At 68.9% G+C, this 14,584-nt stretch carries 11 protein-coding genes; 10 read left to right on the plus strand and 1 reads right to left on the minus strand.

What is annotated here, in order from left to right:
• The first annotated feature begins 126 nt into the window (after positions 1-126).
• Positions 127-1,413, plus strand: a complete 1,287-nt coding sequence (clpX, locus tag ACWC2T_RS00095; RefSeq protein WP_208900879.1) for an ATP-dependent Clp protease ATP-binding subunit ClpX — start codon at positions 127-129, stop codon at positions 1,411-1,413.
• A gap of 77 nt (positions 1,414-1,490) precedes the next feature.
• Here the strand turns inward: clpX and ACWC2T_RS00100 are convergent, their stop codons facing one another.
• A complete protein-coding gene (locus ACWC2T_RS00100; protein ID WP_450668185.1) occupies positions 1,491-2,501 on the minus strand; it encodes a hypothetical protein in 1,011 nt (336 codons plus the stop codon).
• A gap of 137 nt (positions 2,502-2,638) precedes the next feature.
• On the opposite strand from ACWC2T_RS00100, the gene ACWC2T_RS00105 reads away from it, so the two are divergent.
• From ACWC2T_RS00105 to rodA, 9 genes are all read left to right on the plus strand, one after another.
• On the plus strand, positions 2,639-5,263 hold the full coding sequence (locus ACWC2T_RS00105; protein WP_450668186.1) for a valine--tRNA ligase: 2,625 nt from the start codon (positions 2,639-2,641) through the stop codon (positions 5,261-5,263).
• Between the two features lie 188 nt (positions 5,264-5,451).
• Positions 5,452-6,957: a bifunctional tetrahydrofolate synthase/dihydrofolate synthase gene (folC, locus tag ACWC2T_RS00110; RefSeq protein WP_450668187.1), complete on the plus strand. Its 1,506-nt coding sequence runs from the start codon at positions 5,452-5,454 to the stop codon at positions 6,955-6,957.
• Positions 6,958-6,965: 8 nt separating this feature from the next.
• Positions 6,966-7,328 carry a DUF4233 domain-containing protein gene (locus ACWC2T_RS00115; RefSeq protein ID WP_450668188.1) on the plus strand — a complete coding sequence of 121 codons (363 nt, stop codon included), beginning with the start codon at positions 6,966-6,968 and terminating at the stop codon, positions 7,326-7,328.
• 65 nt (positions 7,329-7,393) lie between these two features.
• Positions 7,394-7,807 (plus strand): nucleoside-diphosphate kinase, encoded by a 414-nt coding sequence (gene ndk / locus ACWC2T_RS00120; protein WP_228625078.1) that lies wholly within the window; start codon positions 7,394-7,396, stop codon positions 7,805-7,807.
• Positions 7,808-8,120: 313 nt separating this feature from the next.
• A complete protein-coding gene (locus ACWC2T_RS00125; protein ID WP_020940056.1) occupies positions 8,121-9,140 on the plus strand; it encodes a rod shape-determining protein in 1,020 nt (339 codons plus the stop codon).
• 163 nt (positions 9,141-9,303) lie between these two features.
• Positions 9,304-10,245, plus strand: a complete 942-nt coding sequence (gene mreC, locus ACWC2T_RS00130) for a rod shape-determining protein MreC (RefSeq protein ID WP_450668189.1) — start codon at positions 9,304-9,306, stop codon at positions 10,243-10,245.
• Between the two features lie 14 nt (positions 10,246-10,259).
• Positions 10,260-10,937 (plus strand): rod shape-determining protein MreD, encoded by a 678-nt coding sequence (gene mreD, locus ACWC2T_RS00135; protein WP_450668190.1) that lies wholly within the window; start codon positions 10,260-10,262, stop codon positions 10,935-10,937.
• 116 nt (positions 10,938-11,053) lie between these two features.
• Positions 11,054-13,312 carry a penicillin-binding protein 2 gene (mrdA, locus tag ACWC2T_RS00140; protein ID WP_450668191.1) on the plus strand — a complete coding sequence of 753 codons (2,259 nt, stop codon included), beginning with the start codon at positions 11,054-11,056 and terminating at the stop codon, positions 13,310-13,312.
• The gene (rodA, locus tag ACWC2T_RS00145; RefSeq protein WP_450668192.1) at positions 13,309-14,505 is read left to right on the plus strand and encodes a rod shape-determining protein RodA; all 1,197 of its coding nucleotides are present in this window, start codon (positions 13,309-13,311) and stop codon (positions 14,503-14,505) included. Before mrdA ends, rodA begins: the two co-directional genes overlap by 4 nt.
• The last annotated feature ends 79 nt before the right edge of the window (positions 14,506-14,584 follow it).

Raw genomic sequence — 14,584 nt, forward strand, 5'->3', positions numbered from 1 at the left:
AAAGTGAACCCTGCCAAGGGGGGCCCGAACACGGGGCCCGGCAAGGTACCGTCGACATAAGGCAGCACCAGGAGCCGCTGGACTCGAAAGCGTCCGGGCGTCTCCCAGGCGAAGGGGAAGCACACCGTGGCACGCATCGGTGACGGCGGCGATCTGCTCAAGTGCTCGTTCTGCGGCAAGAGCCAGAAGCAGGTCAAGAAGCTCATCGCAGGGCCCGGTGTGTACATCTGCGACGAGTGCATCGACCTCTGCAACGAGATCATCGAGGAGGAGCTCGCCGAGACGAGCGAGGTGCGCTGGGAGGAACTCCCGAAACCCCGCGAGATCTACGAGTTCCTCGAGGGCTATGTGGTCGGCCAGGAAGCGGCCAAGAAGGCGCTCTCCGTCGCGGTGTACAACCACTACAAGCGGGTCCAGGCGGGCGAGAACGGCGGCCCGGGCGGCCGTGACGACGCCATCGAGCTGGCGAAGTCCAACATCCTCCTGCTGGGCCCCACGGGCTCCGGCAAGACCCTCCTCGCGCAGACCCTGGCGCGCATGCTCAACGTCCCCTTCGCCATCGCCGACGCGACGGCGCTGACGGAGGCGGGGTATGTCGGCGAGGACGTCGAGAACATCCTCCTGAAGCTGATCCAGGCCGCGGACTACGACGTCAAGAAGGCCGAGACCGGGATCATCTACATCGACGAGATCGACAAGGTGGCGAGGAAGAGCGAGAACCCCTCGATCACCCGTGACGTCTCGGGCGAAGGCGTCCAGCAGGCGTTGCTCAAGATCCTGGAAGGCACCACGGCCTCGGTCCCGCCCCAGGGCGGCCGCAAGCATCCCCACCAGGAGTTCATCCAGATCGACACGACGAACGTCCTGTTCATCGTGGGCGGTGCCTTCGCCGGCCTGGAGAAGATCATCGAGGCCCGCGCGGGCGCCAAGGGCATCGGCTTCGGCGCCACGATCCTCTCCAAGCGCGAGCTGGAGGCGAAGGACGTCTTCGAGGACGTCATGCCGGAGGACCTGGTCAAGTTCGGCATGATCCCCGAGTTCATCGGCCGCCTCCCGGTGATCACGAGCGTCCACAACCTGGACCGCGAGGCCCTGCTCAAGATCCTGGTGGAACCCCGCAACGCCCTGGTCAAGCAGTACCAGCGCCTCTTCGAACTCGACGGCGTGGAGCTGGACTTCGAGCGCGAGGCCCTGGAGGCCATCGCCGACCAGGCCATCCTCCGCCAGACCGGCGCCCGGGGCCTGCGCGCCATCATGGAGGAAGTCCTCCAGGGCGTCATGTACGAGGTCCCGTCCCGCAAGGACGTGGCCCGCGTGGTCATCACGGCGGACGTGGTCCTGTCGAACGTCAACCCGACGCTGATTCCTCGGGATGCGCGGGGCCGGGGGTCGGGGGAGCAGAAGTCGGCGTAGGCAGCACTTCTCGCCAGACACGTGAAAGGGGCCCTGGTCAACCGACCAGGGCCCCTTCCGCTGTTGGGCGTACGACCTCAGGCCTTGACGCGGATCTCCGCGCGCAGCTTCTTGGTCAGGTCGATCGCCACGTCCTTGGTGGTGCCCGTCGTGTGGTTACCGGGCGACACCATGGCGATGGTGCTGTAGTCGGCCCAGGCGCAGAACCAGTTGGTCTGCTGCTGCTGGGTGAGCAGGTCGGTGCCCTTGGCCGCCTGGCACTTCATGACCGCGCCGTCGATGTCCACCGACTCGGGTTCGCCGATGAACTGGGTCTTGCTCGAAGAACCGCTGGACGAGTCGTTCTTCTGGGAGCTCTTGTCGACGTTCGCGAAGAACGCGTCCAGAGTCTTCTTCGGATCGGCGATCTTGCCGTAGGCGCCGACGACGGTCAGGCCCTGGGCCGTCATGAGCTCGGTCTTGCTCGGCGCGGTGGAGGGGTCCTGCGGGTTGTAATGGCTCAGGTCGGCCGTCGAGTACGCGGCGCCGACGGCCGTGCCGTCCTGCACGCCGCTCTTCTGCAGGTCCTTCACGGTGTCCGCATTGCTGTCGGTGGTCTTACCGTCCTGGGTCGCCCGGTTGTACTGGCCGAGCACCTTCGCCGGCGTCGTCAGCTTGTGCGCGCCGTCGTCGGTCAGCCCGGACCCGCTTCCGCCGAGGACGAGGTACGCCCCCACACCGATGGCCGCCACCACGGCCACCGCCCCGATGATCAGCCCCGTCTTCTTCTTGCCGCCGCCCGGAGCCGGCGGCTGCGGGACGCCGTAGGGCTGCTGGCCATAGGGATTGGGCTGCTGACCGTACGGGTTCGGCTGCTGCGGCACGCCGCCCTGCTGCGGGTAGCCGTACCCCGGCTGCGGCGGGACGGCCTGAGGCGCCTGCTGGGGATAGCCGTAGCCGGGCTGCGGGGCCTGCGGCGGCTGCTGGCCATAGGGGCCCGGCTGGCCGTAGGGCCCCGGCTGGCCGTACGGGCCAGGCTGCCCCGGCTGGCCGTACGGACCCGGCTGCTGGGGCGGCCCACCGTACGGGCCCGGCTGGTTGTTGCTCATCTCTGGGTTCCCCTCCAGATGCTTATGTGTTCCTGACATCCTGGACCAGGCACAGGAAACGCACGGCACCGGGGGGCGCACCGTTACAGAACAAACGCGTTTCAGGACCACCCCGTGACACCTCTAAACTGACCCCCGTGACCGAGAACGCTCAGCAGCAGCCACCCGCGCCCGACACCGAACTGCCGACCCAGTACGCGCCGGCCGATGTAGAGGGGCCGCTGTACGAGCGCTGGGTAGAGCGCGGTTACTTCGAGGCGGACGAGAAGAGCGAGAAGCCGCCGTACACGATCGTCATCCCGCCGCCGAACGTCACCGGCAGCCTGCACCTGGGCCACGCCTTCGAGCACACCCTCATCGACGCGCTGACCAGGCGTAAGCGCATGCAGGGGTACGAGACGCTGTGGCAGCCGGGCATGGACCACGCCGGTATCGCCACGCAGAACGTCGTCGAGCGCGAGCTGGGCAAGGAAGGCAAGTCCCGGCACGACCTCGGGCGTGAGGCCTTCGTCGAGCGCGTCTGGCAGTGGAAGGCCGAGTCCGGCGGGCAGATCTCCGGCCAGATGCGCCGCCTCGGTGACGGCGTCGCCTGGTCGCGTGAGCGGTTCACCATGGACGAGGGCCTCTCCCAGGCCGTCCAGACCATCTTCAAGCGCCTCTACGACGACGAGCTGATCTACCGCGCCGAGCGCATCATCAACTGGTGCCCGCGCTGTCTGACGGCCATCTCGGACATCGAGGTCGAGTACCAGGAGGACGACGGCGAGCTGGTCTCGCTGAAGTACGGCGAGGGTGACGAGACGGTCGTCGTCGCCACCACCCGTGCCGAGACGATGCTCGGTGACACCGCGGTCGCCGTCCACCCGGACGACGAGCGCTACAAGCACCTCGTCGGCAAGCTCATCAAGCTCCCGCTGACCGACCGTTCCATCCCGGTCGTCGCGGACACCCACGTCGACCCCGAGTTCGGCACCGGCGCCGTCAAGGTCACCCCGGCCCACGACCCGAACGACTTCGAGATCGGCCAGCGCCACAACCTGCCGGCCATCACGATGATGGACGAGCACGCCGTCATCACCGTCCACGGCCCCTTCCAGGGCATGGACCGCCTGGAGGCCCGCTCGGCCATCGTCGCCGCGCTGCGCGCCGAGGGCCGGATCGTCTCCGAGAAGCGGCCGTACGTCCACTCCGTCGGCCACTGCTCGCGCTGCAAGACCACCATCGAGCCGCGCCTGTCGATGCAGTGGTGGGTCAAGGTCGGCCCGCTGGCGAAGGCCGCCGGCGACGCCGTCCGGGACGGCCGCGTCAAGATCCACCCGCAGGAGATGGAGAAGCGGTACTTCGACTGGGTCGACAACCTCCACGACTGGTGCATCTCGCGGCAGTTGTGGTGGGGCCACCGGATTCCGGTCTGGTACGGGCCGAACGGCGAGGTCGTCTGCGTCGGTCCCGACGACGAGGCGCCCACCGGCGAGGGCTGGCACCAGGACACCGACGTCCTCGACACCTGGTTCTCCTCCGGCCTGTGGCCGTTCTCCACCCTCGGCTGGCCCGAACAGACCGAGTCGCTCGCGAAGTTCTACCCGAACTCCGTCCTGGTCACCGGCTACGACATCCTCTTCTTCTGGGTCGCCCGGATGATGATGTTCGGCCTGTACGCGATGGACGGCACCCCGCCGTTCCACACCATCGCCCTGCACGGCATGGTCCGCGACCAGTTCGGCAAGAAGATGTCGAAGTCCTTCGGCAACGCGGTCAACCCGCTGGACTGGATGGACAAGTACGGCTCCGACGCCCTCCGCTTCACCCTCGCCCGCGGCGCCAACCCCGGCGTCGACGTCCCGATCGGCGAGGACTGGGTCCAGGGCTCCCGGAACTTCGCCAACAAGATCTGGAACGCCACCCGCTTCGCCCTGATGAACGGCGCGACGGTGCAGGGCCCGCTGCCGGAGCCGTCGGCCATGTCGGCGACCGACCGCTGGATCCTCTCCCGCCTGAACTCGGTCGTGGCCGAAGTCGACGCCTACTACGACGACTTCCAGTTCGCCAAGCTGTCGGACACCCTCTTCCACTTCGCGTGGGACGAGGTCTTCGACTGGTACGTCGAGCTGTCCAAGACCGTCTTCCAGGCGGGCGGCGAGCCGGCCGAGGTCAGCAAGCGGGTCCTGGGCGAGGTCCTCGACGTCACGCTGAGGCTGCTGCACCCGGTCGTCCCGTTCGTCACGGAGACCCTCTGGACGACCCTCACGGGCGGCGAGTCGGTGGTCATCGCCGAGTGGCCGAAGGACAGTGGCTTCCGTGACGCGGCGGCCGAGCGGGAGATCGAGACCCTCCAGTCGGTCATCACCGAGGTCCGCCGCTTCCGCGCCGACCAGGGTCTGCAGCCGGGCCAGCGGGTCCCGGCCCGCCTGACGCTCGACGGTACGGCCCTCGCCCCGCACGAGGCCGCCATCCGCCAGCTCCTGCGCCTCCAGCCTGAGGGCGACTCCTTCACGTCCACGGCCACCCTGCCGGTGGCGGGTGCGGAGGTGGCGTTGGACCTCTCCGGCACGATCGACGTGGCGGCGGAGCGCAAGCGTCTCGCCAAGGACCTCGCCGCCGCAGAGAAGGAGAAGGCCCAGGCCACGGCCAAGCTCGGCAACGAGGCCTTCCTCGCGAAGGCGCCGGACCAGGTGGTGGACAAGATCCGCACGCGCCTCGCCAAGGCCGAGGAGGACATCGCCCGCATCACGGCCCAGCTGGAGAAGCTGCCGCAGGCGTAGGGCACATATGCGGATGAAGGCCCCCGGTGCTGATTCAGCGCCGGGGGCCTTCGGCGCCCTGAAGGGACGCGGGGAACTGCGCGACCAGCCCCGACGCGCCCGCAGTCGGCCGACAGGACCAGCCATCCCATACCGGCGCCGCGAAGCCACCGCACCCTTTGCCACCGGCGCTTCGTAGACTGGGCACCGTGAGCGACCCGAATGGCACCGACCCCCTCGACAGCTTCGACGAGATCATCGCTGAGGAGACCAACCGCGACCCCGACCTCGCCGTGATCGAAGCGGGCAGCCGAACCCTGCGGACGCAGAGCGGCGGGCAGCCGCAGTCCGACGTACCCACGCGGCCCGAGGACCCGGAGGTCGACAAGGCCCTGCGCGAGGTCGAGGCCGAGCTGGCCACCCGCTGGGGTGAGACCAAGCTGGAGCCCTCGGTCAGCCGCATCTCCGCGCTGATGGACGTCCTCGGCGAGCCCCAGCGGTCGTACCCCTCGATCCACATCACGGGCACCAACGGCAAGACCTCCACCGCCCGCATGATCGAGGCCCTGCTCGGCTCCTTCGAACTGCGCACCGGCCGCTACACCAGCCCCCACGTGCAGTCGATCACCGAGCGGATCAGCCTGGACGGCGCCCCGATCTCCGCCGAGCGGTTCATCGAGACGTACCAGGACATCAAGCCGTACGTCGAGATGGTCGACGGTCAGCAGGAGTACCGGCTGTCGTTCTTCGAGGTCCTCACCGGCATGGCGTACGCCGCCTTCGCGGACGCCCCCGTGGATGTCGCGGTGGTCGAGGTCGGCATGGGCGGCTCCTGGGACGCGACCAACGTCATCGACGGTGACGTCGCCGTGATCACCCCGATCGACCTGGACCACACCGACCGCCTCGGGGAGACGCCCGCGGAGATCGCCGGCGAGAAGGGCGGGATCATCAAGCAGGACGCGACCGTGATCATGGCCCAGCAGCCGGTCGACGCGGCGCAGGTGCTGCTGAAGAAGGCTGTCGAGGTGGACGCCACCGTGGCCCGCGAGGGGCTGGAGTTCGGGGTCGTCTCCCGGCAGGTCGCCGTCGGCGGGCAGCTGCTCACCCTGCGCGGCCTCGGCGGCGAGTACCCCGAGGTGTACCTCCCGCTGCACGGCGCCCACCAGGCGCACAACGCGGCCGTGGCCCTCGCCGCCGTCGAGGCGTTCTTCGGCGTCGGCGAGCAGCGCCCCGATCCGCTGGACATCGACACCGTCCGCAAGGCCTTCGCGGCCGTGTCCTCGCCGGGCCGCCTGGAGGTCGTACGGCGCTCCCCGACCGTCGTGCTGGACGCCGCGCACAACCCGGCGGGCGCGCGGGTGACCGCGGAGGCGGTGCAGGAGGCGTTCGACTTCAGCCGGCTGATCGGGGTCGTGGGCGCGAGCGGCGACAAGAACGTGCGGGGGCTGCTGGAGGCCTTCGAGCCGATCTTCGCCGAGGTCGTCGTCACGCAGAACTCCACCCCGCGGGCGATGGACGCCGACGAGCTGGCCGCGATCGCCGTCGAGGTGTTCGGTGAGGAGCGGGTGCAGGTCGAGCCGCGGCTCCCGGACGCCCTGGAGGCCGCGATCACGCTGGCCGAGGAGGAGGGCGAGTTCGCGGGCGGCGGTGTGCTGATCACCGGTTCCGTCATCACCGTCGGCGAGGCCCGGCTGCTGCTGGGGAAGGGCTGAGGCTCGAGATGCGTACGCTCTGTGCATCGACACTGATCGGCGAGTTCTTCGTCATCGGGTTCGCCGCGCTGGTCGCCATGAAGGACCCGAGCCTGTCCGTCTCCACGGTGTGGCTGGTCAGCGGCATCGCCATGCTGCTGTGCGTGCTGCTGTGCGGGATGGTGACCCGGCCCGGAGGGGTGGCCCTCGGCTGGGCCCTGCAGCTCGCGCTGGTCGCCTCCGGTGTGTTCGTCCCGACCATGTACTTCATGGGCGCGGTGTTCGCGGCGCTGTGGTGGGCCTCGGTGCACTTCGGCAGAAAGGTGGACGAGGCGAAGGCCCGATTCGCCGCGCAGGCGGAGTCCGGTTCCTCTACACCTGACGCTGCGTAACGGACGCCCCGACACGCCCTGTAACCTCGTCCCACCACCGCAGACGTCCGTCAGAAGGAGACCCCGTGAGCCAGCGCACCCTCGTCCTGCTCAAGCCCGACGCCGTCCGTCGCGGCCTGACCGGCGAGATCATCAGCCGTATCGAGCGCAAGGCCGGCTGGCAGATCACCGCGCTGGAGCTGCGCACCCTGGACCGTGCCACGCTGGAGCAGCACTACGCCGAGCACGTCGGCAAGCCGTTCTACGAGCCGCTGGTCGAGTTCATGTCCTCCGGCCCGGTCGTCGTGCTGATCGTCGAGGGCGAGCGGGTCATCGAGGGCGTGCGTGCGCTCGCCGGCCCGACCGACCCGATCGCCGCGGCTCCGGGCTCCATCCGCGGTGACTTCGGCGTGATCGTCCGCGAGAACCTGATCCACGCCTCCGACTCCGAGGAGTCCGCCGAGCGCGAGGTGAAGATCTTCTTCCCGGGCCGCGCGTGAGCCGTCGCTAGCTGAGTTTTCGGTAATTTTTCTGAGTGGGCGTCAGTTCCACCCGGTGGCGCCTGACCAGGGACGGCCGTACATTTCGGCCGTCCTTTGGCATATGCCTGGCCGATCGGGGGAACGCGTGCCTCCGATGGACCGTCTCCACAAGCGAGGCGGGCCGCCACATGGTGACAATGGCGGAGACCCTCGCGCAGTGTTCGTGCAGGCGCGTTTACGATGGAAGCCTTCACGTCACAGCACCCGCCTCGCCGACCTGATATGCCCTCAAAAGCTCAGGAAGGCCAGATGAATCCGGATGGGGAACTCAATGTCGTTCATCGGCCGTGACATGGCTGTCGACCTCGGGACCGCCAACACGCTGGTGTACGTCAGGGGTCGCGGAATCGTACTCAACGAGCCGTCCGTCGTCGCGATCAACACCAACACCGGTGGGATCCTCGCGGTCGGTGCCGAAGCGAAGAAGATGATCGGCCGGACGCCGGGCAACATCGTGGCCGTCCGCCCGCTGAAGGACGGCGTGATCGCCGACTTCGAGATCACCGAGCGGATGCTCCGCTACTTCATCCTGAAGATCCACAAGCGGCGGTATCTCGCCCGGCCGCGGGTCGTCGTCTGTGTGCCCTCGGGCATCACGGGCGTCGAGCGCCGCGCCGTGATCGAGGCGTCCTCCCAGGCGGGTGCGCGCCAGGTGCACATCATCGAGGAGCCCATGGCCGCCGCCATCGGCTCCGGCCTGCCGGTCCACGAGGCCACGGGCAACATGGTGGTGGACATCGGCGGCGGTACCACGGAGGTCGCGGTCATCTCGCTCGGCGGCATCGTCACCGCCCAGTCCATCCGGGTCGCGGGCGACGAGCTGGACAACGCGATCATCCAGTACATCAAGAAGGAGTACAGCCTTCTGCTGGGTGAGCGCACGGCCGAGCAGATCAAGATCACGATCGGTTCGGCGTACGACCTCGACTCCGACGAGCACACCGAAGTCCGTGGCCGGGACCTGGTGTCCGGGCTGCCGAAGACCGTCGTCATCTCGGCCGCCGAGGTCCGCAAGGCGATCGAGGAGCCCGTCAACGCGATCGTCGACGCGGTCAAGACGACCCTCGACAAGTGCCCGCCGGAGCTGTCCGGCGACATCATGGACCGAGGAATCGTTCTGACCGGCGGCGGAGCCCTGCTGCGCGGCCTGGACGAGCGGCTGCGCCGGGAGACCGGCATGCCGATCCACATCGCCGAGGACCCGCTGGACAGCGTCGCGCTCGGCTCCGGGAAGTGCGTCGAGGAGTTCGAGGCGCTGCAGCAGGTTCTGGACGCCCAGCCGCGCAGATGACGTAACGCTTCGATTCCGCCGTACGGGACTTCTCTCCTCTCGTGCGGCGGATCGTTGATTAAAAGGCATAAGCTCCCACAAATGGGCCCCAGGGTTTGCGTTCGGCGCAAGGTCCGCAAAGGGGCTCCCGAATTCCTATCGAGGAAGGGCACGGCCGCCGCACGTGAGGGACACGAAAGAGAGCCGGCTGCTCCTGGTCCTGCTGATCGCCATCGCGTTCGCGCTGATCACGGTGGACATCCGCGGGGGCCGGAACTCCCCGGTGGACGGTGCCCGGCAGGCCGCGGCCGCGGTGTTCGGCCCCGTCGAGAACGGCCTGTCCTCGGCGGTGAATCCGGTCGGCAACGCCGTCTCCGCGATCCGGGACTCCGGCAGCCGGCACGACCGGCTCGCCCGGCTGGAGACGGAGAACGCGGCCCTCAAGGCGAAACTCGGCAGCGACGACCACAACCGCAGCCGGCTGAACCAGCTCGACAAGATGCTGAAGATCGCCGGCGAGGGCCAGTACGGCATCAAGGGCGCCCAGGTCATCGCCATAGGAGCGGCCCAGGGCTTCTCCTGGACCGTCACCATCGACGCCGGCGCCAACGACGGCATCAAACGCGACATGACCGTCCTCAACGGCGACGGACTCGTCGGCCGCGTCACCACCGTCGGCCCCGACACCTCCACCGTGCTGCTCGCCAACGACCCCGACTTCACCGTCGGCACCCGCATGGAGGGCAGCGACGAACTCGGCTTCGCCTCCGGGCAGGGCGACCGGCCGCTGCGCGTGGAACTGCTCAACGGCCAGGCGGAGGTGAAGAAGGGCGACCGCCTCGTCACCTTCGGCTCACAGGCCGACCGGCCGTTCGTGCCCGGCGTCCCGGTCGGCGTGGTCTCCCGCGTCGAGCCCTCCAACGGCGGCCTCACCCGCACGATCTACGTCACCCCCTACGTCGCCTTCACCAAGCTCGACGTCGTCGGCGTGGTCGTCCAGGCCCCGAAGAAGGACCCGCGCGACGAGGTCCTGCCGGCCAAGCCCCAGCCCGTCCCGACGCCGACGGTGACCGTCACGGTGACCCCCTCGGCGGGCGCGAACAACACGACTGGCCAGCAGCACTAGGAGCTGACTCTTCCATGCGCCTCAACCGGATCCTGCTCTCCAGCGCACTGGTCGTCGTGGCCCTGGTGATCCAGGTGAGCGTCCTCGCCCGTCTGCATCTGCCGGGCGCCGTCCCCGACCTGCTGCTGCTCACCGTCCTCGGCCTCGCCATGGTGTACGGCCATGTCGGCGGCGCCCTCGTCGGCTTCGGCGCCGGTCTGCTGGCCGACCTGGCCCCGCCCGCCGACCACGCGGCCGGCCGCTACGCCCTCGTGCTGTGCGTCACCGGCTACTTCGCCGGGCTCGCCAGACCGGAGAACGGCCGCCTGAAGTCCGCGACCGGCCCGATGGCCGTCGTGGTCGCCGCCGCCATCGGCTCCACGCTGCTGTACGCGGGCGTCGGCGCCCTGGTCGGCGACACCGCCGCCCGCCATGTCGGTCTGCCCGGGCTGCTGTTCTCGGCCGCCCTGTACGACCTGCTGCTCGCCCCGTTCGTGGTCCCCGGGATCATGTGGCTGGCCCGCCGCGCGGACAACGACCCGCTGACCGAGACCGGCCCCGCCGCCAAGGCCGGTGACATCTCCGCCGGCTGGCTCTCCTCCGGCACCGGCCTGCGCATCGGCAGCCAGCGCGGCGGCTTCGGCGCGCTCAAGGCCAGGGCCCGCACCCGCACCACACGGGTCGGCCGGATCAAGGGGGTCAAGCGGCTGTGACGGCACGGGAGTTCACTCGAACGGGTCAGCCGGCGCGGAACGCGGGCTCACAGGCTGGTCGTTCATCATTCGTACGTGTACTCGCACCTGCGCACTGAGAGGGGGAGACCGCCGCAGTGACCAACATCCCCGAGACCGGTCGGACCCCACGGGTCCAGATCCGGCTCGTCGTGATCCAGATCCTCGTCCTCTCCCTGCTCGGCACGCTCGGCGGCCGGCTCTGGTACCTGCAGATCCGCGAGGGCGCCCAGTACCAGAAGGAGGCCTCCGGCAACCACGTCCAGCAGGTCGTCGACCCCGCCGTGCGCGGCGACATCCTGGACGCCCGCGGCGTACCCCTCGCGGACAACGAGACCCGCCTGGTCGTCTCCGCCTCCCGCACCGACCTGCTCAAGCAGAAGGACAGCGGCAAGGCCGTCCTCACCAAGCTGGCCGGCGTCCTCGGCATGACGCCCGAGGAGGTCGTCCAGAAGGTCCGGCTGTGCGACGCCAAGACCCCCAAACCGTGCTGGAACGGCTCGCCGTACCAGCCGATCCCGATCACCGACAAGGCCACGCCCAAGCAGGCCCTGCAGATCCGTGAGCGCGCCGAGGACTTCCCCGGCATCACCGCCCAGCCCGAGGCCGTGCGCCGCTACCCGGGCCCGGGCAACTCCAACACCGCGCAGGTCCTCGGCTATCTCTCGCCCGTCACCGACGCCGAGATCCAGCAGGCCAAGGACACCAACTCGCCCTACCTGCGCTCCGACATGGTCGGCCGCTCCGGCCTGGAGCGGGAGTACGACAAGGAACTGCGCGGCAAGGCCGGCGTCACCCGCTACGAGGTCGACAACCTCGGCCGGGTCATCGGCAAGGCCAAGTCGGACGCGGCCGAGCCCGGCTCGAACCTGGTCACCAGCATCGACTCCCGCGTCCAGCGCGTCGCGGAGTACGAGCTGGACCAGGCGATGAAGGCCGCCCGCCAGCAGTTCGACAAGAACACCGGCGAGAACTTCAAGGCCGACTCCGGCGCCGTCGTCGTCATGGAGGCCAGGACCGGCCGGATCGTCGCCATGGCCTCGGCCCCGACCTACGACCCGAACGTGTGGGTGGGCGGCATCTCCGCCAAGGACTACAAGGCCCTCACCGGCAAGGACTCCGACTACCCGCTGCTCAACAGGGCCATCCAGGGGCAGGCGGCCCCCGGTTCGACGTTCAAGGTGGTCTCCACGGCCGCCGCGGTCCAGGCCGGCTACCCCTGGGACGGCGGCTACCCCTGCACCAGCTCCTACTCGGTCGGCGGCCAGGTCTTCAAGAACTTCGAGGGCGAGAACTTCGGCGACATCTCCCTGGGGCGCGCCCTGGAGGTCTCCTGCGACACCGTCTTCTACGGCCTCGGCGACCGGGAGTGGAAGAAGGACGGCGGCATCAACCCCAAGAAGGGCCAGCCGAAGGACTGGTTCTTCAAGACGGCCCACCAGTTCGGCCTCGGCAAGCAGACCGGCATCGACCTGCCCAACGAGGTCACCGGCCGCGTCCCGGACCGCCAGTGGAAGCTGAACTACTGGGAGGCCAACAAGGACGCCTGGTGCAAGTCCGGCAAGAAGGACGGCTCCTACGTCGAGAAGATCGCCTACGAGAACTGCCTCGAAGGCAACAAGATGCGCGAGGGCGACGAGATCAACTACTCCATCGGCCAGGGCGACACGCTCGTCACGCCGATCCAGGAGGCCATGATCTACGGCGCCGTCGCCAACGGCGGCACCGAGTACGTCCCGACCATCGGCAAGGCGATCATCAGCGCCGACGGCAAGTCCGTCCAGGAGATCAAGCCCAAGGTGCAGCGCAGGCTCCCGGTCAGCCAGGCCACCCTCAAGGGCATGGACGACGCCTTCGCCGGCGTCATCACCCGCGGTACGGCCGCGTGGAAGTTCAACGGCTGGCCGCAGAACAAGATCACGCTGCACGGCAAGACCGGTACCGCCGAGGTCTACGGCAAGCAGACCACCGGCTGGCTGGCCACGTACTCCAAGGACTACTCGGTGATCATGACGATCTCCCAGGCCGGTACGGGTTCCGGTTCCGCCGGTGAAGCCGTGCGCAACATCTACAGCGCGCTCTACGGCGTCCAGGGCGACGGCTCCATCGACAGCAAGAAGGCGCTGCTGCCCGAGCCGCAGAAGGGCCTGCCCAAGGTCCGCACGGACGGCACCATCCAGGCACCGAAGGTGGACGGCGACCCGGCGAAGGACGCCGAGGCCTCCCAGCAGAACAACCCCAGCAACGGCAGCGACCAGCAGCCCGCCACCTCGCCCTCGCCCACCGCGGGCAACCGCAACACCCGCAGGCGACCACGCAGGACCCCCGGGCGGGGAAGCCGGAGGATGCCCTCATGACGGGCGCGAACAGCTTCTCCGTATCCGGGTACGGACCCGAACGGGCCGGCTGGACCAGGATCTTCGCCCGTGACTCGCTGGCCCGCAGGCTCGACTGGCCGATACTGCTGTCCGCCGTCGTGCTGTCCCTGATCGGGTCCGCGCTCGTGTTCTCCGCGACCCGCAACCGCACCGAGATCAACCAGGGAGACCCGTACTTCTTCCTGGAACGGCACCTGATCAACCTCGGCATCGGGTTCGCCCTGATGATCGGCACGCTCTGGCTGGGCCACCGCGCCCTGCGCAACGCCGTGCCGATCCTCTACGGCCTGTCGGTCCTGCTCGCCCTGACGGTCCTCACCCCGCTCGGCGCCACCATCAACGGCCAGCGCAACTGGCTCGTCATCGGCGGCTTCTCGCTCCAGCCCGCCGAGTTCCTCAAGATCTCCATCATCCTGGGCATGGCGATGATGCTTGCGGCCCGGGTGGACGCCGGCGACAAGATCTACCCGGACCACCGGACCGTGGCGCAGTCCCTGGGCCTCGCCGCCGTACCCTGCCTGATCCTGCTGCTCATGCCGGACCTCGGCTCGGTGCTCGCCATGGTGGCCATCATCCTCGGCGTGCTGCTCGCCTCCGGCGCCTCCAACCGGTGGGTCTTCGGCCTGCTCATCACCGGGATGATCGGCTGCATCGCCATCTGGCAGCTGCACATCCTGGACCAGTACCAGATCAACCGGTTCGCCGCGTTCGCCAACCCGAACCTGGACCCGGCCGGCGTCGGCTACAACACCAACCAGGCCCGCATCGCCATCGGCTCCGGCGGCCTGACCGGAGCAGGCCTCTTCCACGGCTCGCAGACCACCGGCCAGTTCGTGCCCGAGCAGCAGACGGACTTCGTCTTCACGGTCGCGGGGGAGGAGCTGGGCTTCCTCGGCGCCGGCCTCATCATCTTCCTGCTCGGCGTCGTGCTGTGGCGGGCCTGCCGCATCGCCCGCGACTCCACCGAGCTGTACGGGACGATCGTGGCCGCCGGGATCGTCGCCTGGTTCGCCTTCCAGTCCTTCGAGAACATCGGCATGACCCTCGGCATCATGCCGGTCACCGGCCTCCCCCTGCCGTTCGTGTCGTACGGCGGCTCGTCGATGTTCGCGGTGTGGATGGCCGTGGGACTGCTGCAGTCGATCAAGGTGCAGAGACCCATGTCGGCGTAGGCCCCCGGCGGTCCGGTTCACGGGGCGGACGACGGGAATTTTCCGGCCATTCGCCCAGGACTGCCCCTGCCGCACCACC

It is taken from the genome of Streptomyces sp. NPDC001393 (genome assembly GCF_053597455.1).